Origin of the sequence: Allobosea sp. Leaf344 (assembly GCF_001426225.1) — a bacterium.
GTDB lineage: Bacteria > Pseudomonadota > Alphaproteobacteria > Rhizobiales > Beijerinckiaceae > Allobosea.
In genome coordinates this window covers 888,510-909,688 of record NZ_LMRT01000001.1, presented here as the reverse complement: position 1 = coordinate 909,688, position 21,179 = coordinate 888,510, and the positions used below count along the sequence as shown (strand labels likewise).

Below are 21,179 nucleotides of genomic sequence, written 5' to 3'. Positions count from 1 at the left end.
TTTGTCAGGGAAGCCTCACGTCCAATCAAGTCAGCCGTAATGGGCAATGTATCTGCGCACATACTCTTCCCAGGTCACCCAGTCGCCACGGACGAGATAGCGGCGGTCGTCTTTGACCCAGCGGACCTGGAGCGCGGCCGCAACTTTCGGGTGGATCGGCACTTGGAGACGTTTTAGCGAGTTTAGCTCTCCGGGGAACCAGAACGATTGGCGAACCCCGAGCTCTTTTGCGATCTGCTCCATCAGCATCTTAAGAATTTTGCCGTTAGGATGCCCTGTTGTGTAAAAAATCTGCCGCCTTCTGAAGTTGTCGAGGATGTAGGCGCCGATGCCTCCAGGAAATGAACGGTCCATGCCTTGGAGGCGTTTTTCTTCAAAGGTATGCAGACGCCTTACGTCGATCACGCCAGGTACCTCCAGCGAGCGGTACGCGACGAAGCGCTGCTCATGATCGGGAATTTCCCTCCTCAACCGCGCTAGCAACCCATCGAAATAGGTGAATTCGAAATTCGGCATATCGTGATTGCGCGCGTGATGGTCGTCGGGACCGTTGAAGGCGTCGAACGGCCAAAGCGATGCAAAGCGCACGCATGGGAAGCGCAGGATCGGCAAATGCGCCGGGACATGCTCGCGCAGGGGATAGCGTTCCCATTCCCGTATATCTTGGACCAGCAGCATCTCACACGATTCTAAGTCCCGCTTGCCCTGTTCGTGCAAATTGGAAGACAGCTCCATGAAATGATGCTTTAACGAGAAGTGGCGTGCGAAACCCGAATGGCTCCCCAAAGCCTCGGCTATCAAACCGGCCTGGCAATTGCCAAAGATCACAATCTTCTTGGCGCCCAATCGGGCCGGAGCGCTAGCTTTTGCCGCGTGCGCTACGTGCTGAACGGCCTGGTCAGGTGGAAGTCTGCTGAGGTCCAGGGAGGTCAAAGTAAGCCAGGTGTTCCTGAAATGCCTGACTTCGATCTCGATATCGCGAGGCGTGCCAATATCGAGGCTGACATCGATTGGCACCTCGAAATTAAAGGATGCGTGACCGGTCGACAGTTGATCAGCGCTAAAGCGCTCGCTGCCGATTGGCGCGTGATCGCGTGCGTGGACGATGATTTCCAGCGCAGCCGAATGTGTCTCCTTCGCTCGCTTTACGGCGCACATAAGGTCCAGGCGGTAACGTCCTGATGGGAGCCTTAGGCGCGCGGACATGCGCCCGAGCTTAAGGCGGCTGATGGAGAAAGGGGACAGTGTGACGCTACCCAGGATCGGAAGCGTCTTCAGCCGACCCAGCAGGCGCCAGCGCTCGCTGTCCGATTTGCCAGACTCTCGGGGTTCGGTTGACGGAAACGCGGCAAGCGTCACATCGCTCATCTCGAATACGGCGTTCCCAAAATGCGAGAACCTGAACTCAAACGGGGCGTCGGTGCCGCTTTCTGCCCCAAGCTCGTCTGGTACGTCGAACGTTACACTCTGCTCACCGTCTTGAAGGTCGCCAGCGGTATAATCGCGCCAGCGGATAAGAGCCCGGTTCTGAGCAATCACCTCTAGGCCGATCATCGGATGATTGCCTTGCAGCGCGACGAAGGTCCGACACCGAAAGCTTAAGCGATAGCGTCCCTTGGCCAAGCGAAGGAAAGGGCCGTAGAGAAAAATCTGCGCGGGAACCGGCAGCAGTACATAGACTGAACCGCTTCGGCCCCGGAAAGCCGGTTCGCGCACCTCCATTGTCGCGATAAGGCTGCGCTTCGCCATCGGCAGCAACATGGGGGCAACTGCGGCCGTTTCATTCGCTTTAGCGGTATCCATTGGCATGTCCGTCAGTCTGACGCCGACATTCTCGGTGCGCCAGCAGGAAATCTGTGAGCGGTGAGGGACGGCGAAATTCGGGTCTCATTCATCGAGTGCGAGGCCCGTTTCATCACCCACCAGACCGGGAAAGAAAATCGAATAGAGGAAGGTCGACAAAAACCCTTCACTCGTCCAAATCAGCCACGCTTCAAAAGCGTTGGTGGAGTGATCTAGGATTAGTGAGATGCAAGGCTTTTTGTCCCTCCCTGAGATCGTGCAGCGCCATGCCACTGCGCGACCGGACGCTTACGCAGTCATAATGGATGCAGGACCGACAGCGCCTTGCCTCACGCTGAGCTATGGCAGCCTTTACGCCCGATCGGCCACCCTCGCTAAAGAACTTCAGACGAGGCTCTCGCCTGGCGATCGAGCCTTGCTCCTCTTTCCAGCCAGTCTGGAGTTCGTAGTCTCTTATTTTGCCTGCCTGATGGCTGACATTGTAGCTGTTCCGCTGATGCCGCCCCGTCGCAATTCCAGTCACGACGCAAGCGCCGCGATCATCGCAGACTGCCAGCCTCGGCTGGCGTTGACCTTGCCAGAGGATGCATTGCCCGGGACGATGCTGCGTGCGCGCCTCGAAGAAGCGAGGGTACCGCAAATTGGCGTTGGCTCATCAAGCGAACTGGCCCAATCGCCTTCCCTCGAAAAGGGACGGAGTGATATAGCTTTTTTGCAATATACCTCGGGATCGACGTCCCTGCCCAAGGGTGTGATGGTTAGCCACGGCAACCTGGTCGATAATCTGGAAATGATCCGGGCCCGCCTAGGAAATCACGCGGGCTCGACCCACGTGGGTTGGATCCCCCATTATCACGACATGGGCCTGATCATGAATTTGCTGCAGCCGATTTACCTCGGCGCGCGGTCTGTCATCATGAAGCCGGCAGGATTCATGCTTCGCCCGCTAAATTGGTTACGAGCAATCCAGAACCACGAGGCAGAAGTGGCTGCCGCGCCAAATTTTGCCTATGATCTCTGTGTCGAACGTTTTCGTCCCGATCAGATGGAGGGCGTCGATCTCAGCGGCTGGAAGGTTGCGGTGAACGGTGCTGAACCAGTACGGGCGGCCACGCTTGCGCGTTTTGCCAAGACATTTGCTCCCTACGGGTTCGATGCCAACGCGATGCAGCCTTCTTATGGGCTTGCCGAAGCAACACTGATGGTCACGAGTGCCGGGCGCGGTGCCCCGGTGAGAAAGCGCACTGTCAGCGCCGCCGGGCTTCATCGCGGTCTCATAACTAACCCGGAGCGAACCGACGACGCCCGTGAAATCGTAGGGTGCGGCAGCCCGGTGGACGGTGTTTCAGTGGCTATTGTGAATCCAGACACGCTAGCGAAGGCGCAGCCTGCCGAAATCGGCGAAATCTGGGTGCAGGGGAACAGTGTAGCGCAGGGATATTGGTGCCGCCCTCAGGAGAGCGCCTCGGTATTCGAAGCGCAGATAAAGTCGTTGTTTGCTGACGAGGCGCTTCAAAAAGGGAATTGGTTACGAACAGGCGATCTGGGCCATCTGGACGATGATGGCGAACTCTATGTTATCGGCCGCATGAAGGACCTCCTCATTATTCGCGGAGTTAACCACTATCCTCAGGATATCGAGATGACGGTGGCCGAGAGCCACCCAGCGCTGCCACGCGACCATGGCGCCGTTTTTGGCTTTATAGACGAAGGCGGTACCGAGCGCGTGGTTGTCGTCCACGAAGTGGCGCGCTCACAGCGCAGGACTGCTAGCCGCGATATCATCGCAGCCGTGCGCGCTGCTGTTGTCCATAATCACGACTTAGCGTTCCACGAGGTCGTTCTGGTGCAACCTGGGTCGATTCCAAAAACCACCAGCGGCAAAATTCAGCGCAGCCTTACTCGGCAGCGCTGGGTCGACAAAACGCTCGAGTTGTGGGCCGATTAAACAGTCTTCTCCCATTGCTGAAGAACGAAGATCGAGAGCTTTATGGATCGGGCCGCAATAATATTTGAGATTTGTCAACGAATCTTGGCTGCAATGCTGGACTTGAAACCTGATGAGATCACGCCTGCTACCACCTTTGCTGGCTTGGGACTGGATTCAGCCGCGGCAGTTCATTTCGTACTAGCAGTTGAGCAAGAAACAGGTCTGGAACTCGAACCTGGCGTAACCGAGGAGTATTCGTCTCTCGAATCGTTCGTCGAATTTATACTCGGATTGCAGAGCACGAAGGTCACTCAATAGGTGCGCTATGGGCGAGGCGCGCCTTGAACGATCAGATGGCATGACTAAAATGTATAGACCCGAGTAGCGTGGCCGCAAACCAGATCGTCGCGCGAAACTCACTTTCATCTTCGACTGACGTCAGTGGCCTCTATATCAGGGAAAGATGAGCGTTTGGAGCAGATCTACCGGTCAAAGAATTTACTGGTTAAAGCGGCCCACCGAGGAGGCGTTCACTGCGTTGTGACTTTTGATCCTCACGCCGAAGACGAGCAAATGAAGCGTCTGGCTTTCGGGGAAGAGTTCTTCGACAGACACAGCATTTCCGTTGTCCATGTTTTAAGCAGGCGTAACCGTTGGTACCACGAAGCGGATTGGCGCAAGGCGATCACGGCCGTGAAATCTGCTGCAAGCGGCTACCAGAGGGTTATCACTTATGGGTCGAGCATGGGTGGCTACGGCGCTCTGCGATTCGCATCGGCAATTGGCGCGCAGCTAGCACTGGCCCTGGCTCCTCAATACAGCGTTGATCCCCGCAAAGCGCCCTTTGAAACGAGGTGGCCAAGAGCGAGGCGAGTTCGATGGCTGTCAGAGCTGTCAGGGCCACTATCCGCGGACGTGCCCGCTATCATCGTCTATGATTCAGCGATGCAGCTGGAGCGTCAGCACGTTGACTTGATCGCAGGTGAAATGCCTATCCAGCGGGTAGCCTTGCCTAACTCAGGGCATCACATCGGGGCCTATTTGGCGGAATGCGGATTGTTAGGCGCCTTTGCATTAGGAGCGGTCAACGGCGAGCTCGATCTGGCTTCTTTGCGACAAGAGGCGCGTCAACGGCGGCGGCGGTCGCCTCATCGGCTGATGGCCATTTCCCAGAAGGCCTTCAAACGGGCACCTGAAGCGGGAATACTTATAGCGCGAAGGGCTGTCGATCTGGCGCCAAATGCCAATTTCGCTTGGACCAACTTAGGTATTTTGTTGGGGCGAGCCAGACGATGGCAGGACGCCATAAAGGCTCACGAAAAATCGGTGGCGTGCGATCCGCGTCACAGTCTTGCCTATATTCCACTTGCGATTGCCTTCCGAGAATCTGGAGACTTGCCAGCCGCCCTCGGGGCGCTCAAGACAGCTGAATCTTTGAATGGTTCGCTTGATCGCCGATTGAACATTTGGATGGTTAGGCTAGGGATCCTCATGCGGCTGACGTCGGCGACTGCAATAAATCCTGCCTTAAAATTTCGCGCGCGTGTCCGAAAGTTGCTGTTTCTCCCCTAGTCGGTGTGGTGGAACTGGCCGGGCTGCGCGCTAACCGCGACGATCACCGCCACCTAGTCGCTCAGGTCACGTCGATCCAGCCTGCGGCCGGTCAGCCGCCCCTCATCCCATTGCCTTGGTCAGGTCATGATCGACCGGGCAATTGCTGCGTCATAGAAAAGCCCAGTCGCGCCTCCGCGGCCATGCTGCGGGCGAGGCTTGGGGAGGCGCACCGTGATGGTGCCGTCGGCACGAAGCAGCATATTTTCGCACGCTTCTGCATCCCCAAGGCGCGTTTGAAAGGTTGGGTAACGACGTGAGAACAGTCATGTTCAGCTGGTGAACGAGTTTGACGTTCACGTGTTGAACGTGGTAGGCGCCATGCATGACTGATGGATCTAACGCTCGGGCCGCCGCTACGGCCTTTCAGCCGGGCGGTGCCAGGCTCGGGGCTGCTGATGCGGAGCGCCGCCACATCGCTGGACTGCTGGCCTTCGTCGAACGAGAAGCTCATGTCTCACAGCGGATTCTCGCCGGCGAACTCGGCGTCGCCCTTGGGCTCGTGAACACCTACATCAAGCGTTGCGTGAAGAAGGGGCTGATCAAGGTTCAGCAGATTCCGTCGCGGCGTTATGCGTATTATCTCACGCCTTCAGGGTTCGCCGAGAAGTCCAGATTGACGGCTGAGTATCTGTCCTGGTCGCTGTCTTTTTTTCGTCAGGCGCGAACGCAATATTCCGACCTCTTCTCGGTCGCCCACCAGCGTCAATGGAAATCGGTCGTGCTGTTTGGAGGCAGCGATCTCACAGAGATCGCAATCCTGTGCGCCTCTGAGCAGGGCGTCTCGGTTGCCGCAGTGTTCGATGCTAGGATACAGAAATCGTCTATCTTCAATATCCCGGTCGTCGCTTCGCTCGATATGCTGCCGGCAGGGTGCGACGGATCGATTGTCACCGGCATCGAGGATGCTCAAGTTTGGTTTGAGGCGGCGGTAGGCGCTTTCGGACAGGCGAATGTGCTGGCGCCGCCCATGCTGTCGGTCCGCCTCGATGGCCCCCGACCATGAGTTTCCCTGTGCATTTCGCTATGAGCGAGGGTCCTCGCTGCTATGTCGTTCGGACGCGGCAGCTGACTGGACGCCATCGGCTATATCGCACTAGCGCGACGGGCCGACCTTGTGTCGGTCAGGCGTTCCACGTGAGGTCCGACGGTTTTGCTGACCGGTTGGAATTGTTCGAAGGCGTCAGGGACCAGGATCGGGTCGCAATCCTGCTTGAAAATATTGGCAGTACGGTGCGTGCGCCGCTGGATGAGGACGTGGTTGAAAAGGCCGCGTTAGCGGTCCGGAGACCTGGATTTGAGGAGACAGTCTGGGCATCTCATGCGCCCGGACTGCGGTAGCTCGGGAAAACCATGCGTCGGTCTCCGCCGTCGCATCGCCAACAGGGGAAGTCGAACGTGGAACTGCAGGGAAAGCGCGTTGTCGTCATTGGAGGGGCTGGACTCATCGGTTCGCATGCCGTGGATCAGCTGACCAAGACGGATGTCGGCGAGATCGTGATTTACGATAATTTCGTGCGTGGCACGACGGAGAACCTCGCCGACGCGCTGAAGGACCCGCGCGTCAAGATCTTCGAGGCCGGCGGCGACATCACGCAGACCGACATCCTGGATGCGGCCCTCAAGGGCGCTGACGGCGTCTTCCAATTCGCCGCGCTCTGGCTGCTGCAGTGCCATGAGTATCCGTGCACGGCCTTCGAGACCAATGTCCGCGGCATGTTCAACGTGCTCGACGGCTGCGTCCGCAATGGCGTCAAGCGCCTGGTCTGGTCGTCTTCGGCCTCCGTCTACGGCGACGCCGTCGAGGAGCCGATGACCGAGGACCACCCGTTCAACAACAGGAACTTCTACGGCGCGACCAAGATCTGCGGCGAGGCGATGGCCCGGGCCTATCATTTCCGCTACGGGCTCGACTATGTCGGTCTGCGCTACATGAACGTCTACGGCCCGCGGCAGGACTATCGCGGCGCCTATATCGCCGTGATCATGAAGATGCTCGACGCGATCGACCGTGGCGAGGGCCCGACCATCATGGGCGACGGATCCGAAGCCTTCGACTTCGTCGCCGTCGAGGATTGCGCCCGTTCCAATCTCTGCGCGATGCAGTCGACCGCCACCGACAGCTTCTACAATGTCGGCACGGGCAAGCGCACCTCGCTCAAGGAAGTGGCTGAAAAGCTGCTGAACCTGACGGGTTCGAACCAGCCGATCAACTATGCCCCGCGCAGCCAGGCGACGCTGGTGCGCAACCGCATCGGATCGCCGGTGAAGGCGAGCAAGGAGATCGGCTTCACTGCCAAGATCGATCTCGACGAGGGGCTGAAGCAGCTGATCGAATGGCGCAAGAGCCATATCGAGCAGGTCGCACAGCGGCGCGCCAAAGCGCAGATCTGAACCGTTACGCTATGGCCGGGCCCATGCCCGGCCATGCCTTCTGCCCTGAATTGATCGGACGATGAGCGCATGTGCGGTATCGCAGGCATTCTGCACCGGGACGGCAGGCCGGCCTCACCGGTGACCCTGAAGGCGATGACTGACATCATCGCCCATCGCGGTCCCGATGGCGAAGGCCATTATTGTGACGGCCCGGCCGGGCTCGGCCACCGCCGCCTGTCGATCATCGACCTCACGGACGCCGCGCGCCAGCCGATGGCGACGCGCGACGGGCGATATGTGCTGAGCTACAACGGCGAGATCTATAATTTCCACGAGCTGAAGGCCGAGCTGAGCGCGCGCGGCCACCTCTTTCACTCCAGCGGTGACAGCGAAGTCCTGCTGACCGCCTTTGTCGAATGGGGCCTTTCGGCGCTGCTGCGGCTGAACGGCATGTTCGCCTTCGCGATCTGGGACACCAAGGAGCGCAAGCTTACGATCGCCCGCGATCGCTTCGGCGTGAAGCCGGTCTATTACGCCGAGGTCGACGGCGCATTTCTGTTCGCGTCCGAAATCAAGGCGTTTCGCGGATTTCCCGGCTTTTCAGCTCGGATGGATATTGGCGGATTGGCCGAATATCTGACGTTCCAGAATTTCTTCACCGACAAGACCTTGTTCGCGGGCGTCAAGCTCCTGTCCGCCGGCTGCTATCTCGAAGTCAAAGCTGGACGCGAACCGCTGGCGCCGAAGCGCTATTGGGATTTCCATTTTCAGGAGCCGGAAGGGCCTGTCGACGAGGCCAGGGCGCTGGACGAACTCGATTTCCTGTTCCGGCAGGCCGTCAGCCGCCAGATGGTCAGCGACGTCGACGTCGGCTCCTATCTTTCGGGAGGTATGGATTCCGGCTCAATCACGGCGTTGGCGGCGGCACAATTGCCGTTCATGCGCACTTTCACCGTCGGATTCGATCTGAATTCCGCTTCGGGTGTCGAGCTTGGCTACGATGAGCGCTCGAAAGCCGAGCACATGTCCTATCTCTTCAAGACCGAGCATTACGAGATGGTGCTCAAGGCGGGCGACATGGAGCGCGCATTGCCGCGTCTCGCCTGGCATCTGGAAGAGCCGCGCGTCGGCCAGTCCTACCCAAATTATTACGCGGCGAAGCTGGCTTCGAAATTCGTCAAGGTCGTGCTCTCTGGCACCGGAGGGGATGAGCTCTTCGCCGGGTATCCCTGGCGCTATTACCGTGCCGTGGTGAACGATGATTTCGACCATTACGTCGATAAGTATTCGGGTTTCTGGCAGCGTCTGGTGCCGAGCGATCTGCTCCCGCAGATGATGGCGCCGGTTTGGGCCGAGGCGTCGACCGTGTCGACGCAGGAGATCTTTCGCAACGTCTTTCAGGACCACGCCCATACGCTGACGCGCCCTGAAGATTACATCAATCACTCGCTTTACTTTGAGGCAAAAACCTTCCTGAACGGGCTTTTGGTCGTCGACGACAAGCTTGCCATGGCGCATGGCCTCGAGGGCCGCGTCCCGTTCCTCGACAATGATCTCGTTGATTTCGCCATGCGTTTGCCGGCCAAGATGAAACTCGGCAACCTCACCGAGGTGGTGCGGCTCAACGAGAACGAGCCCGGCGGCAAGGCCGAGCGCTATTTCGAAAAGACCCGCGACGGGAAGCTGATCCTGCGCAAGATGATGGGCCGGCATATCCCGGCCCAGGTCGCCGACCGCGAGAAGCAGGGTTTCTCCGCTCCCGATGCGAGCTGGTTCAAGGGCGAGAGCATCGACTACGTCCGGCGGCGTCTGATGAACGATCGCGCGAGGATCTACGCCTACGTCGATCGGCGCACGGTGAAGACACTGATCGACGATCATCTTGAGGGCCGCCAGAACCGGCGGCTGCTGATCTGGTCTCTCCTCAATCTTGAGCAATTTTGTGAGGCCTATCTGTGAGCAACGCCATCCCCCAAAAAGTGGCGGGGCCAAGCCTTGCCACTATGCTGATCGAATTTGTCCGCGTGATCCGGCGCAACTATGCGCTGATCCGCGAAATGGTGCTGCGCGACATCAAGGGTGGCCACGCCGGACACGGGCTCGGCTCGCTCTGGGTCTATGTACAGCCCATCGTCGTCGTCGCCACTTTCATGCTGATTTTCGGCGTGGTCATCGGCACCAAGATGGCTGTCACCGCCACCTTCCCGGGCGACTACACCAGCTACATTCTGGTGGGGCTCACGCCTTGGCTGCTGATGTCGAACGCGCTGGGGCGCGCGCCCAACGCCTTCTCTGGCAATGCCAATCTAGTGAAGCAGGTGGTGTTCCCCATCGAGACGCTGCCGGTCGCCAGCATCGTCGCCTGCTTTGTGATCTACATTCCGACCTTTGCGCTGATGATCGGCTACAAGCTATTGATCGGAGGCGGGTTGAGCTGGCTCGCGCTCGCTCTGCCTGTCGTCTTGGGGATGCATGCGCTAGTTTGCATAGGCTTAACGCTGCTGCTTTCGGTGACGACCCCCTTCCTGCGCGACATCCGCGAATTCGTGACCATGTACATGTCGGTTTCGATGTATTTTACCCCTGCCATCTACCTGCCTGACTGGGTGCCCGCGCTGGTTCGGCCGATCCTTTATCTTAATCCGTTCAGCTATGTGGTCTGGGTCTACCAGGATACGCTTTTCTTCGGCGAATTCCGCCACCCCTTCGCCTGGGTGGTGTTCGCCGCGATGGCTATTGGCCTGTTCATCGCGGGGCTGGTCGTGTTTCGCCGGGTGAAGCCGGTCTTGGGAAATGTGCTCTGACATGGCCACCTACGATCTGGCGCCCACAGCTATGTCCGACTCAGAGGCCAAGCCTGTTGCAATTCGGGTCACGGGGCTGAGCAAGGCCTACAAGATTTATGACAGCAACAGCGCGCTTCTGCGCGAGGTGTTCACCGGCCAGCAGGGACACCGCGACCATTGGGCGTTGAAGGATCTCTCCTTCGAGATCCCAAAGGGCGAGATCGTCGGCGTGATCGGCCCGAACGGCTCGGGCAAAAGCACGCTTCTGAAGATCCTCACTGGGCTGCTCGACGCCAACGCCGGTACGGTTGAGGTTAATGGCCGCATCTCCGCAATCTTAGAGCTCGGCACCGGCTTTCATCCGGATTTCACCGGCCGCGAGAACATCGTCACCGGCGGCATGTGCATCGGCATGAGCCGCGCGGAGATTGAGGCTAAGTTGCCATGGATCATCGCCTTTAGCGAGCTGGATAGCGTAATTGACCAGCCCTTCCGAACATACTCGAGTGGCATGCAGGCGAGACTGACCTTCTCAACCGCCATTGCTGTCGACCCGGAGATCTTCATCGTCGACGAGGCGCTGGCGGCGGGTGATGCGTATTTCGTCGCCAAATGCATGAAGCGCATCCGCGAGATCTGCAATTCCGGCGCAACTGTGCTGTTCGTCAGCCACAGCTCGAGCCAGGTGGCTCTGCTCTGCGACAAGGCGATCTGGATCGAGAATGGCGTGCTGCGCGACATCGGCCCGGCCCGCGCGGTTACGCGGCGCTATGACTATAACGTCCATGAGCGTCTTTCTGCCGGAAAGGTTATCGAAATCGACGCGGCAGCGCTAACCTCGCTGGAGGATGGTGACGAGGCCCGGTCCTCCGTTCCGATGATCGCCAACGGCGAATTGCCGCTCACTGGCGAAGAGAAGCGCGGCAAAATCGAAATCTTCCGCAAGGGTCCGGTAGTCATCCAGAAGGTGCTGTTCGTCGATGGCGAGGGAAAGCCAACGAACGTGTTCCGCACTTGGGACCCTTGGCGCATTGAGGTCCATTATGTCTGCGAGGGCGAACTGCCCGAGTATCCGCTCGGTATCGCTATGACGATCGAGCGCGAGGCGGATTTACTGCGCATGGCGCAGTTCAACACCTCCAACCCGTCGGGGCGCGAAAGCGACAACGGCATGTTGGCTGCTTATGAGCGCCGGGCGGGCCGCAGAGGCGTCGTATCCTGCACCATGCCCGAGCTGCAGATGCTCGAGGGTGACTATATCGTCTCCCTCGCGCTCCAGCCCAATGTCTCGGGGCTAAACGATTATTACGAGTATCACCAGCGCGCGCACCGCTTCACGGTGATACCGGCGGCCTATGCGTCCGGCTCGGTGTTTTATCCGCTGGTCGAATGGCGTCACGAGGCGGCCGAGCCCGAAGCAGCTGCGGCGGTGGAGTGAGGGGCCTGTGAACGCGCTGCGCCACAGTCTCGAGCGCGTCCGCGCCCTCGGCGGAGTCCTCAGGGCGCTGCCCTATTATCGTCTCGACAACGCACGGCTCGAGGCCTCGCTCGGCGAGATGCGCTATCAGCTTGATGCGGTTGCGGCGCAGGCAAACGAAATCGCTGCGCGACTCCTCACGCAGGAGAGCACAAACGAACAGATTTTCGCACAACTGGTCCAAGCGACGGCGCGCGCCGCGGCGGCAGCCGGTGACCACAGGCTCGTCCCGGCTTTCGAGGTGCGCGGGGAGGATGCAGGCCCCGCCGGTCCGCTAAAAATCGGCCTGTTCGATAACCTTGCCAACCAGGCCTACATCACCGCGCGCGCGTTGCGCCGGCTCGGACATGATGTCGATGTGGTGCTCCAGACGAACCTCCACGACATGTATGTGATGGCGCACCCCCAATGGGAGGAGTGCGAAGCGCAGGACATCGACCCCTTGAGGTTCGATGTGGACACCTTCGGCTGGACCGCGCCGGAGTTCGTTAAGGACCATCCCTACGATCTCGAGCGGCAGATTGCTTTCCAACGTAAGAGCGAGACGGTCAGTCAGGTGAAGGAGCTTTACCAATCGAGCTTCGGTAAGCAGATTTCTGACGACGTCGCGCTCCTTTTGGCGCAGTTCATGGGCCACTGGGATTATATCCGCGCCATGAACGACTATGATGTCGTCATGCTGTCGATGAACGCCATCACGCTTGGGCTTTTCTCCCCTAAGCCTGTAGTGGTCTGCCCGCTTGGCAATGATGTCTACACGCGCGGCTTTCAGGAAGATGTGGGCGGCCTCATCACCCGCGCCGCCTTCCGCCAAGCGGCGCATCTTGCGGTGCCGGAAACGGACTATTTCGGCTATCTCGACCGGATGGAGACCACGGCCCCGCGCAGCTTCATGCCGCTCATCGTCGATACGGATGTCTATTGCCCGGGCGCGGAACCAGATTTGCGCGCCGAGTGGCAGGCACGGATCGGGGGGGAGCATTTCCTTCTCGGCGTGTGCCGTCAGGATTGGGTGTGGAAAGGCTCCGACAAGTTGATCCGGGGATTTGCCCGCTTCCGCGCGGCCAATCCCAAGTTGGCCGCTGGCTGGCGGCTTTTGCTACAGAGCTGGGGCACGGACCTTGAAGCCTCGCGCGGACTGGTTACCGAGCTCGGCCTCGATGACGTCACGCTCTGGCTGAGCCTGTGCTCGAAGCCGCTGCTCCGCCGCAGGCAGCGCGCGGCGGACGCCGTGGCCGACCAGTTCGTTATGGAGGGCTATGGCGCATCTGTGCTGGAATCGCTTGCGGCGGCGAAGCCCGTCATCATGCGCCCGGTTCCGGATAGCTCGGAGCATCATTTCCGCACCGCGCCGCCGCCCTTTATCGGCGCGGCGACCGATGTGGAGATCGGCCACGCGCTCGTGCGCCTGGCTGATCCGCACACGCGCAAGGCGGCGGGCGAGGCCTCCCGGGCCTGGGTCGAGGCCGAGCATGGCTACAGGACGCTTGGGCCGCTCTACATGGTGATGTTCGAACAGGCGGCGCGCCATCCGGCCAGCAGCTCGGCTTCCGTTGCCCGCCCATCGGCTGCCGCAGCTCCGACAAGAAAGAACCGCATATTATGATAGCCGATGCGACCACCCGTTTTGCGTATCCGGAATGGTTCTGGCCGCTGGTGGGCTCGGCGCCTGTCAAGGAGGACGAGCGCCTCGAAAGTTGCGGCGTGCCATTAGTAATGGCTGAGGGCATGCTGCGCGACGAGGTTTGCCATGATGCGGGGCAAACGCAGACGCGCGAGACCTTCGGCTACAAATGGCAGCGCGAAGACAGCTACGGTTCGCCGGCAATGGTCGAATTCAGCCGGCAATGGCTGGAAGAGCGCTATGCCGCGCTCTGGGCGCATCCGGCCGCTGAGCTCTCCGGCGGCCATCGGCCGCTGATGCTGGATGCCGGCTGCGGCTCAGCCTATTCAGCCAGCATTCTGCTACAGCGGCGCTTTCCAAAGCTGCGCTATGTCGGTGCGGACATTTCGCGAGCGGCGGATGTGGCGGCGCGCAGCTTCGCGCAGAAGAGCGTCGACGGCGCTATTGTTCAGGCCGACCTGATGCGCCTGCCTTTCGCCGATGGCGCTTTCGATATCGTGTTTTCGGAGGGCGTGTTGCACCACACCCCCTCGACCCGCGCCGCCCTCGCGGCGGTCGCGAGGAAGGCGCGCAAGGGCGGAGCGGTCGCCTTTTATGTTTATCGCAAGAAATCGCCAGTGCGTGAATTCACCGATGACTATATCCGCGACCTTGTGAAGGATCTTCCGCCCGAAAAGGCTTGGGCGCTCATGGAGCCGCTGACCCGGCTCGGTATCGCGCTGGGCGAGCTCAACGCCGAGATCAACATTTCCGAGGAGATCGGCCTGCTCGGCATTCCAGCCGGTCGCATCAATGTGCAGCGGCTGTTTTACTGGCATGTCTGCAAGCTGTTCTACCGGCCCGACATGGCGCTAGACGAGATGAATCACATTAATTTTGACTGGTTCACGCCAACTTACGCGCATCGCCAGAGCGCGGAGGAAGTTACGCAGTGGTGCGGCGAGATCGGCCTGGACATCGTCGAAATGAAGGCCGAAGAGGCTGGCATCACCGTGGTCGCGACGAAGCTGTGAGGCTGCGGTGCCTCATGGTGGAGCTTCTCTCGTGGCTGATCGGAGCGGCGCATCGGGCGCGCCGGGCTCGGATGAAGTATCGTTGGAAGCGGGTTCTGCCCTTCGGGGAGGTGTTCACCGATCGCTGGGAGAAGGCGCGATTCCTCGAGTTTGGCGAGGGGGCTAGCATCTATGACAGCGCCGTGGTGATAGGCGACGTTAAGGTAGGAGCCAAGACTTGGATTGGGCCGAACTGCGTGCTCGACGGCTCAGGCGGCCTGACGATCGGCGCGACTTGCTCCATTTCGTCAGGCGTCCAAATTTATTCGCACGACACGGTGGAGTGGGCCGTCTCCGGCGGCGTCGCGCCCTACCGGCAGCAGGCAACCGAGATCGGAGACCATGTCTACCTGGGTCCTAACACGGTGGTCGCCGCCGGCAGCAGCATCGGCACGGGCTGCATCGTAGGCGCCCAATCTTTCGTCAAGGGTGAACTTGCACCCTATACTTTCGCGGCCGGCTGCCCCGCCCGCGTACTGGGCCGCGTCAGCATCGCCAAGGACGGGTCCGTGATCATAATACGCGCCGAGGCGCACGCCAAATCCTCCGAGGAACAAACATGATTAGCATCACCGAACCAAGTTTCGATGAAACCGAAGTCGAGATGGTCCGGGCCGTGCTCGCCTCTAAATGGGTGACGCAAGGGCCGATGACCGAGCGCTTCGAAAAGCTCATCGCGGAGAATCAGAAGGCCGCTTTCGCCCTGGCCTGCACCTCCTGCACCGCCGCGCTTCATCTCGCCACCATGGCGCTTGGTCTCGGGCCGGAGGATGAGGTGATCGTGCCGGCCTTCACCTGGATCACCAGCGCGCATTCGGCCGAATATGTTGGGGCGAAGGCAGTGTTCGCGGATATTGATCTGGCGACATTTAACATTGACCCTAAGGCACTTGAGGCTGCGATCACCCCGCGCACGAAAGCCGTGGTGTCGGTGCATCTGTTCGGTCTCGCGGCGCCGATGGACGAGATCCGAGCCATCTGCGCGCCTCGCGGCATCCGCATCATCGAGGACGCAGCCTGCGCCATCGCCACCACCTACAAGGGCGAGCCCGTCGGGGCGATCGGTGATCTCGGCTGCTTCTCCTTCCACCCGCGCAAGGTCGTCACCACAGGCGAGGGCGGGGCGGTGACCACAAACGATCCAGAGCTTGCGGCCGCCCTGCGCTCATTGCGCAACCATGGCACTACGGGTCTGCCTTCCGCTGAGATCGAGCCGCATGGGCCTTGGACCATGGGTACGTTCAACCGCATCGGCTTCAACCTGCGCCTGTCGGACATCCAGGCGGCAGTCGGCGTCGCGCAGATGTCCAAGCTAAAGGCGCTGGTGGCGGATCGGCGCGCCACCGCACAGCGCTATACTCAGATGCTGCGAGAGGTGAATGATCTGGTGTTGCCCGTTGCCGGCGAGGTGGAGGGCCACACCTACCAATCCTATGTTGTCCGTCTTGTCGAAGGCGGGCGCAGGCGGCGCAATGCGGTGATGTCTGCGATGGCGCTAGCCGAGATGCAAAGCCGGCCAGGCACCCACGCCGTCCACCGGCTTGGCTACTACCGCAACAAATACGGTCTGAAGGCGGAGCAGTTCCCCAACGCCTGCGCGGCGGAGGACACCACTATCACGCTGCCAATCGTGCCGTTCATGCGCCATTCCGACCAGGAACGCGTTGTGCATGTCATCCGCCAGGCGCTGAAGGGCTAAGGGTGGCCGCTTTACACGCCATTGCGGGCGAGGCGGCATGAGCTTCATCGCGAGACGACGTGCCGAACTCCGGCGTGCGGTCGATGGCCTGCCGCACGAATGGCGAGGGCCGGTGCGCGCTGTGCTACATGCGTTCAAACTGCCGCTTCGCGCCATGCTCGCGCTGCGGCATCTGCCGTCCTGGCTAAGATGGACCATGATCGCGCTGGCCAATCGGATGACGCACGCACTGCTCACGCGTGTCGCGGTGCCGATCGGGCGCCGACGCACGCAGGCGCGCCTCGCGCAGGGCATTCCGGCCTCGCTGTGGGGCACGACGCCCATCCTCACCCTGCCGCTGAAGGCGCGGGCCGACCGAATGCTGGGCTTGCAGAGCCAGTCGCTCGTCCTCCAGACATACTACATCGCGCGCGATTTCGATTTTAACTTGGAGCGAGTCATCCGGTGGTTGGAACGGCATGCGGGCGGGCTGATCGCGCCCTTTGAGCGGGTGCTGCTCGCCTGGGCGATGTGGCGCTATGATGTTTTCCATTTCTTCTATGATAAGGGCCTCACGGCGCCAGTGACGCGCTATGGGGTCAATCCGGCGGAATTGGATCTTCTGCGCGCTGCCGGAAAGCGCGTCTATCTATACGCTTATGGTGCCGATGTGCGCCGGCGCGCGGAGACCCTGGCTCTTGGCAGATGGAATTTCTGCGCCGAATGCCCAGAGCCGGGCCGCTTCTGCACCTGCACGCCGGAGAGCGCTCCGATCATGGCCGGGATGGCGGAGCGGGCGACCTGCGCGGTCGCGCTCGGCGACATGCTGGCTTATGTGCCGGATGCGCGGAACCTGCATTACTGGCCGATCGACCTCGCGCGCGTCCCGCCCGCTCCGACCTCCCGTCTCGACGGGCCGCTATGCATCGCGCATGCGCCCAACCACACTCATTTCAAGGGTTCGCATTATCTGGAGGCTGCCATTATTCGGCTGCGCGCCGAAGGCCACGCCATCGAATATGTAAAGGTCCAAGGCGTGCCGAACGCGGAGGTCATCCGCATGTTCAGCGAGGCGGACCTCGTCGCGGATCAGTTCATCGGCGGCGCCTATGGCTATACCGCGCTGGAGGGAATGGCGCTCGGCAAACCCGTGATGACTTATGTACGCGCGCCGGAACTCGTGGAGTCGGTCGAGGAGTGCCCTCTTATCAATGTCATTCCCGACACCCTGGAAGATGCGCTGCGCTGGTGTATTGCCAATAGGGCGCTATTGCCTGCCATTGGCGCGCAGGGGGCCGCATATGTACGGCGTTGGCATTCGATCGATGCTGTGGCGGAGCGTCTCGGGCGGCTCTACGAGCAAACAGCTGGGTTTCCAGAAGCCACACTGAAGCCTATCCGCAATGCCCGCGCCGCAGTCGTCGCTGCACGCTTGACCATTCCGCAGGCGGAAGGGTGGCAGCATCCCTATACGGTGATGAAGGGCGACCCCGCAATGCTTATGGGCTTTACGGCATGAGCGCATTGATCTCCCGGATCCGACAGCTGGCTTCGCGGCATCCGCGCGTCTCCGGTGCAATGCGGCCGGCCGTTCGCAGCATAATTGGAGGCTACTGGCGAGTGCGAGAGGCGCTGGAGCCGGTGGGTATCTATGCGAAAACTAAGGTATTTTGGCAGCTTCGCCTCAGATGGCGACTGGCTACAGCTACGATGGCTTCAAAGCTCGCTAAAGGGCGGCTGCAGTCTGATTGCATTCTCTCCTTCATGGGGCTTCGACCGCGGATCGGGGGCGTAGTCGATTCCAACCTGATTGTCATGATTGCATTTGCCGATATTCGCCATGACCCGCGGATCGAACGCGAGGCGAGGACGCTCGCGAAAGCGAATTATAGGATCAAGATTGTGTTCCCAAAAACGAGTAATTGGGATGACGGTCCTGTCGATTGGGGCACAGGCGTGAACTTCATGCCCATCGCCGACCAAGCCGGGCTTTTCTGCACGAGATGGCCGGGTTTCATTGGAGACGAACTCTTCGCTGCGCTTCTGAACGAAAACCCCTTCGCAATTCATGCTCATGATCTAAATATGGCATTCATTGCCTTCGCAGCCGCACGTCGAACGGGCGCTAAGGTGGTTTGCGACTTTCACGAATGGTACTCGGAGAATGTTACGTATAACATAGAAACCGAAAGGTTCTCGCTGCACTCATGGCCGCAGCGGCTGGCCTATAGGTGGCTCGAACGACACAGCCTGATCAACGCTGATGCGGTAGTCACAGTGTGCGACTCGATCGCGGACGCTATGGCGAGGGAGCTCGGTGGCGGACGTCGACCGGATGTGGTGCGCAATATCCCGTCGATGTCGGCTGTACCGACGCGCGCGTACCGGAGTTTAAAACAAGAGCTTGGATTGTCGGAGGAGCGCTTCGTTCTGCTCTACCAGGGCGGCCTAGGACCCTCTCGATTGATAGAGCCGATCGTCGAGGCGCTTGCCCACTCACCGGCCTGCACGCTGGTAATCCGCGGTCCTCAACTCGAACGATGGGGCCCTAGCTATGCCGCTATCGCCGCCCGAGCCGGTGCCGCGCATAGGCTGGTGCTCGCGCCAGCCGTACCCTCGCGTGATGTGGTGGTGGCGGCACGAGGGGCGGATGCGGCAGTTTACACGGTGCTGGGGATGGGCAGGAATTTCATCTATGCGCTGCCGAACAAGGTCTTTGAGTATATGGCAGCTGGTCTGCCGCTGCTCGTTGCCAATTATCCAGAAGTTTCGCGTCTGGTGGATCGGTTCGACGTCGGCCTGTCGTTTCAACCAGATGATCCGCGGTCTATCGCTCATGCGATCAATGTGATGGTGGAAAACAAGGCGCTGCGTGTGCGCATGGGGGCAAACACGCGACAGGCGTTGTTGGAACTGGATGCCGAGAGCGAATGGGAGCGCCTGGCTGCGATTTATGCGCGGCTGCGCGCCAGCGATGCCAATGGTTCTTCATGAGCCAGCCGTTCGAGAACCAGACGCTAAAGACCATTGCTGCACGGCTAGGCCGACCGTTGCGGGTGCTACATATCGGTAACATCGCCAATAATGCCTACAATAATGCCCGCATCCAACGCCAGTATGGCGTTGAAGCGGATGTCATCTCATACGATTATTACCATGTAATGAGCACTCCCGAGTGGGAGGATGTAGAATTCACCGGTGATGTGGACGCCGATGCGCCGGATTGGTGGAGCACGAGTCTAAGAGGCTGGAAACGGCCCGATTGGTTTGTGCAAGGGCCCGCTGATGCCTGCATCCAGTATCTCAAGGCGCGGCACCTTGGCCTCGACAAGCTAACTCGGCTGCTTTGGACGTATATGGAGGCACGCAGCCTCGGGCACGTGCGCCATCTCCAGCAGGCGGCCGGCAAACCAATGACTGCGCTTAGCTGGAGTCAAATGGCAGCCATTGCTGTCGTTGAGAACCTAGGAATCGACAAGGTTCCAACCTGTGAGGGGTCCGGGCTGGAATCAACAGCACCGTCGACAGGTACATTGCTTTCGCAAGAGCGGGAGTGGACGACGCTATCTATCCCGGCGTTGCGGTCGCCGTCACGCCTGCGAAACGCGCTCCGCCCCGTAGTGCGATCGATGATAGCATCCCACTACGCGTTCAAATCTCGCCTGGTCCGCGGCGGCCGGGAATTGCGACGCCGAGCCATTTATCTCGCTGCGCAGCCGCTGCTCGCCTTCTACCGGGTTGAAGCCGTTCAACTGTCTCGCTGGACGGACAATGAGGCGCTCGTGAAGCGCGACCGCGCCTTTGCACTGCGCGTAAAAGAGACCATGGAGTTAGAATCAAATCTAGGCGCTGTAGACCGTGACAGGCTAAGCGATTATTTGACCAAACATCCTCGACGATTTTTTCGTATTCTCGGTGACTATGATGTTGTGCAGCTCTATTCGCTGGATGGGGTCATTGCATGTATGAACGGGATTGAACGTTATTGCGCATATGAGCATGGCACGCTGCGGGAGCTGCCATTCGAGAACAGCTTCTACGGCGCATTGACGCGTTGTGCCTATCGTCATGCGACCGGCGTGTTTGTTACCAACTCTGATGTCCTGCCCTCGGTTGCCCGGATGGGACTCGAACCAGCGCGCGTCATCCACCTGCCGCACGCGTTCGATGACCGCAAGCTGATGCGATTCCGTGCCGAGAATCCGGGACTGACGCCGCCGGCCGTCCCACCGGTGATTTTCAGCCCAGCCCGTCAGCATTGGAAGGACCGCAGCGGCTCCTGGACAAAAGGCAACGACATTCTTTTTCGCGCGGCGCGGATTGTGGCTGACGAGGGCTTTGATTTCCAACTTCATTTGGTCGCTTGGGGGCGGGATGTGGAGGATAGCAAGGCGCTGATCGCTCAGCTTGGCATAGCCGACAAGGTGATCTGGTTGCCAACGATGAAGAAGCGGGAGCTGTGGCAGGCGTATTGCAAAGCCCACGCCGTGGTTGATCAATTCATGCTGCCGGCGCTCGGCGGCGTCGCCTTCGAGGCTATGGCGCTTGGTCGCCGGCTGATTACAGCAATCGACGAGGCCCAACTTACGCTATTCTTTGGCGAGGCGCCGCCCTGTTTAGGCGCGCAGACGGTAGAGGAGTGCGCGGGGCGGCTTCGGCAGATTGTGTCCGATCCAGAAGATACCGCAGGGCTTGGCCTTGCCGCGCAGGCTTGGATGGATGCGCGCCATTCGGCCCGACGAATTGTCGATATTCAGGCGAAAGCCTATCTCGAGTTTATACTAACTCTAAATGGCCTTGGCGAAGAAGCGGTTGTGCCAGCATGAGGGCAGGGTCTCGCAT

The 21,179-nt window shown here is 60.1% G+C and carries 15 protein-coding genes; 14 read left to right on the top strand and 1 reads right to left on the bottom strand.

Annotation, left to right across the window (positions count from 1 at the left end; genetic code table 11):
- Positions 1-30: 30 nt before the first annotated feature.
- Positions 31-1,803: a WcbI family polysaccharide biosynthesis putative acetyltransferase gene (locus ASG72_RS04080; protein WP_156395782.1), complete on the bottom strand. Its 1,773-nt coding sequence runs from the start codon at positions 1,801-1,803 to the stop codon at positions 31-33.
- Positions 1,804-2,029: 226 nt separating this feature from the next.
- Here ASG72_RS04080 and ASG72_RS04075 point away from each other — a divergent pair, with 226 nt between their 5' ends.
- The 14 genes from ASG72_RS04075 (at position 2,030) to ASG72_RS20550 (ending at position 21,163) form a co-directional block, all read left to right on the top strand.
- Positions 2,030-3,751 carry a fatty acyl-AMP ligase gene (locus tag ASG72_RS04075; RefSeq protein WP_056709273.1) on the top strand — a complete coding sequence of 574 codons (1,722 nt, stop codon included), beginning with the start codon at positions 2,030-2,032 and terminating at the stop codon, positions 3,749-3,751.
- 453 nt (positions 3,752-4,204) lie between these two features.
- A complete protein-coding gene (locus ASG72_RS20555; protein WP_156395781.1) occupies positions 4,205-5,305 on the top strand; it encodes a hypothetical protein in 1,101 nt (366 codons plus the stop codon).
- Between the two features lie 364 nt (positions 5,306-5,669).
- Complete coding sequence (locus ASG72_RS04070) at positions 5,670-6,350, top strand: winged helix-turn-helix transcriptional regulator (RefSeq protein ID WP_082540057.1); 681 nt, start codon at positions 5,670-5,672, stop codon at positions 6,348-6,350.
- Between the two features lie 347 nt (positions 6,351-6,697).
- The gene (locus ASG72_RS04065; protein WP_056709271.1) at positions 6,698-7,738 is read left to right on the top strand and encodes an NAD-dependent epimerase/dehydratase family protein; all 1,041 of its coding nucleotides are present in this window, start codon (positions 6,698-6,700) and stop codon (positions 7,736-7,738) included.
- A 69-nt stretch (positions 7,739-7,807) separates the two neighbouring features.
- Positions 7,808-9,679: an asparagine synthase (glutamine-hydrolyzing) gene (gene asnB / locus ASG72_RS04060; protein WP_056709270.1), complete on the top strand. Its 1,872-nt coding sequence runs from the start codon at positions 7,808-7,810 to the stop codon at positions 9,677-9,679.
- On the top strand, positions 9,676-10,524 hold the full coding sequence (locus tag ASG72_RS04055; RefSeq protein ID WP_156395779.1) for an ABC transporter permease: 849 nt from the start codon (positions 9,676-9,678) through the stop codon (positions 10,522-10,524). Before asnB ends, ASG72_RS04055 begins: the two co-directional genes overlap by 4 nt.
- Before the next feature lies 1 nt (position 10,525).
- On the top strand, positions 10,526-11,944 hold the full coding sequence (locus ASG72_RS04050) for an ABC transporter ATP-binding protein (protein ID WP_056709268.1): 1,419 nt from the start codon (positions 10,526-10,528) through the stop codon (positions 11,942-11,944).
- A gap of 7 nt (positions 11,945-11,951) precedes the next feature.
- Positions 11,952-13,589, top strand: coding sequence for a hypothetical protein (locus ASG72_RS04045; RefSeq protein WP_056709267.1), 1,638 nt, complete (start codon positions 11,952-11,954; stop codon positions 13,587-13,589).
- The gene (locus ASG72_RS04040; protein WP_244488684.1) at positions 13,586-14,620 is read left to right on the top strand and encodes a class I SAM-dependent methyltransferase; all 1,035 of its coding nucleotides are present in this window, start codon (positions 13,586-13,588) and stop codon (positions 14,618-14,620) included. The genes ASG72_RS04045 and ASG72_RS04040 overlap by 4 nt, the downstream gene beginning before the upstream one ends.
- A gap of 14 nt (positions 14,621-14,634) precedes the next feature.
- A complete protein-coding gene (locus ASG72_RS04035; RefSeq protein WP_082540118.1) occupies positions 14,635-15,222 on the top strand; it encodes an acyltransferase in 588 nt (195 codons plus the stop codon).
- Positions 15,219-16,358, top strand: coding sequence for a DegT/DnrJ/EryC1/StrS family aminotransferase (locus tag ASG72_RS04030; protein WP_200939884.1), 1,140 nt, complete (start codon positions 15,219-15,221; stop codon positions 16,356-16,358). The genes ASG72_RS04035 and ASG72_RS04030 overlap by 4 nt, the downstream gene beginning before the upstream one ends.
- 37 nt (positions 16,359-16,395) lie before the next feature.
- Positions 16,396-17,856, top strand: a complete 1,461-nt coding sequence (locus ASG72_RS04025; protein WP_156395778.1) for a hypothetical protein — start codon at positions 16,396-16,398, stop codon at positions 17,854-17,856.
- Positions 17,853-19,331, top strand: coding sequence for a glycosyltransferase (locus ASG72_RS20180; protein ID WP_082540055.1), 1,479 nt, complete (start codon positions 17,853-17,855; stop codon positions 19,329-19,331). The genes ASG72_RS04025 and ASG72_RS20180 overlap by 4 nt, the downstream gene beginning before the upstream one ends.
- Entirely contained in the window at positions 19,328-21,163 is a 1,836-nt protein-coding gene (locus ASG72_RS20550) for a glycosyltransferase (RefSeq protein ID WP_156395777.1), read from the top strand. Before ASG72_RS20180 ends, ASG72_RS20550 begins: the two co-directional genes overlap by 4 nt.
- The last annotated feature ends 16 nt before the right edge of the window (positions 21,164-21,179 follow it).

What these genes read in the sequence shown, in the direction of transcription:
- asnB (WP_056709270.1), top strand. Translation starts at nt 7,808, where the DNA reads ATGTGCGGTATCGCAGGCATTCTGCACCGGGACGGCAGGCCGGCCTCA.
- ASG72_RS04080 (WP_156395782.1), bottom strand. Translation starts at nt 1,803, where the DNA reads ATGGATACCGCTAAAGCGAATGAAACGGCCGCAGTTGCCCCCATGTTG.
- ASG72_RS04025 (WP_156395778.1), top strand. Translation starts at nt 16,396, where the DNA reads ATGAGCTTCATCGCGAGACGACGTGCCGAACTCCGGCGTGCGGTCGAT.
- ASG72_RS04035 (WP_082540118.1), top strand. Translation starts at nt 14,635, where the DNA reads ATGGTGGAGCTTCTCTCGTGGCTGATCGGAGCGGCGCATCGGGCGCGC.
- ASG72_RS04070 (WP_082540057.1), top strand. Translation starts at nt 5,670, where the DNA reads ATGACTGATGGATCTAACGCTCGGGCCGCCGCTACGGCCTTTCAGCCG.
- ASG72_RS04075 (WP_056709273.1), top strand. Translation starts at nt 2,030, where the DNA reads ATGCAAGGCTTTTTGTCCCTCCCTGAGATCGTGCAGCGCCATGCCACT.
- ASG72_RS20180 (WP_082540055.1), top strand. Translation starts at nt 17,853, where the DNA reads ATGAGCGCATTGATCTCCCGGATCCGACAGCTGGCTTCGCGGCATCCG.
- ASG72_RS04030 (WP_200939884.1), top strand. Translation starts at nt 15,219, where the DNA reads ATGATTAGCATCACCGAACCAAGTTTCGATGAAACCGAAGTCGAGATG.
- ASG72_RS04040 (WP_244488684.1), top strand. Translation starts at nt 13,586, where the DNA reads ATGATAGCCGATGCGACCACCCGTTTTGCGTATCCGGAATGGTTCTGG.
- ASG72_RS04065 (WP_056709271.1), top strand. Translation starts at nt 6,698, where the DNA reads ATGCGTCGGTCTCCGCCGTCGCATCGCCAACAGGGGAAGTCGAACGTG.
- ASG72_RS20550 (WP_156395777.1), top strand. Translation starts at nt 19,328, where the DNA reads ATGAGCCAGCCGTTCGAGAACCAGACGCTAAAGACCATTGCTGCACGG.
- ASG72_RS04050 (WP_056709268.1), top strand. Translation starts at nt 10,526, where the DNA reads ATGGCCACCTACGATCTGGCGCCCACAGCTATGTCCGACTCAGAGGCC.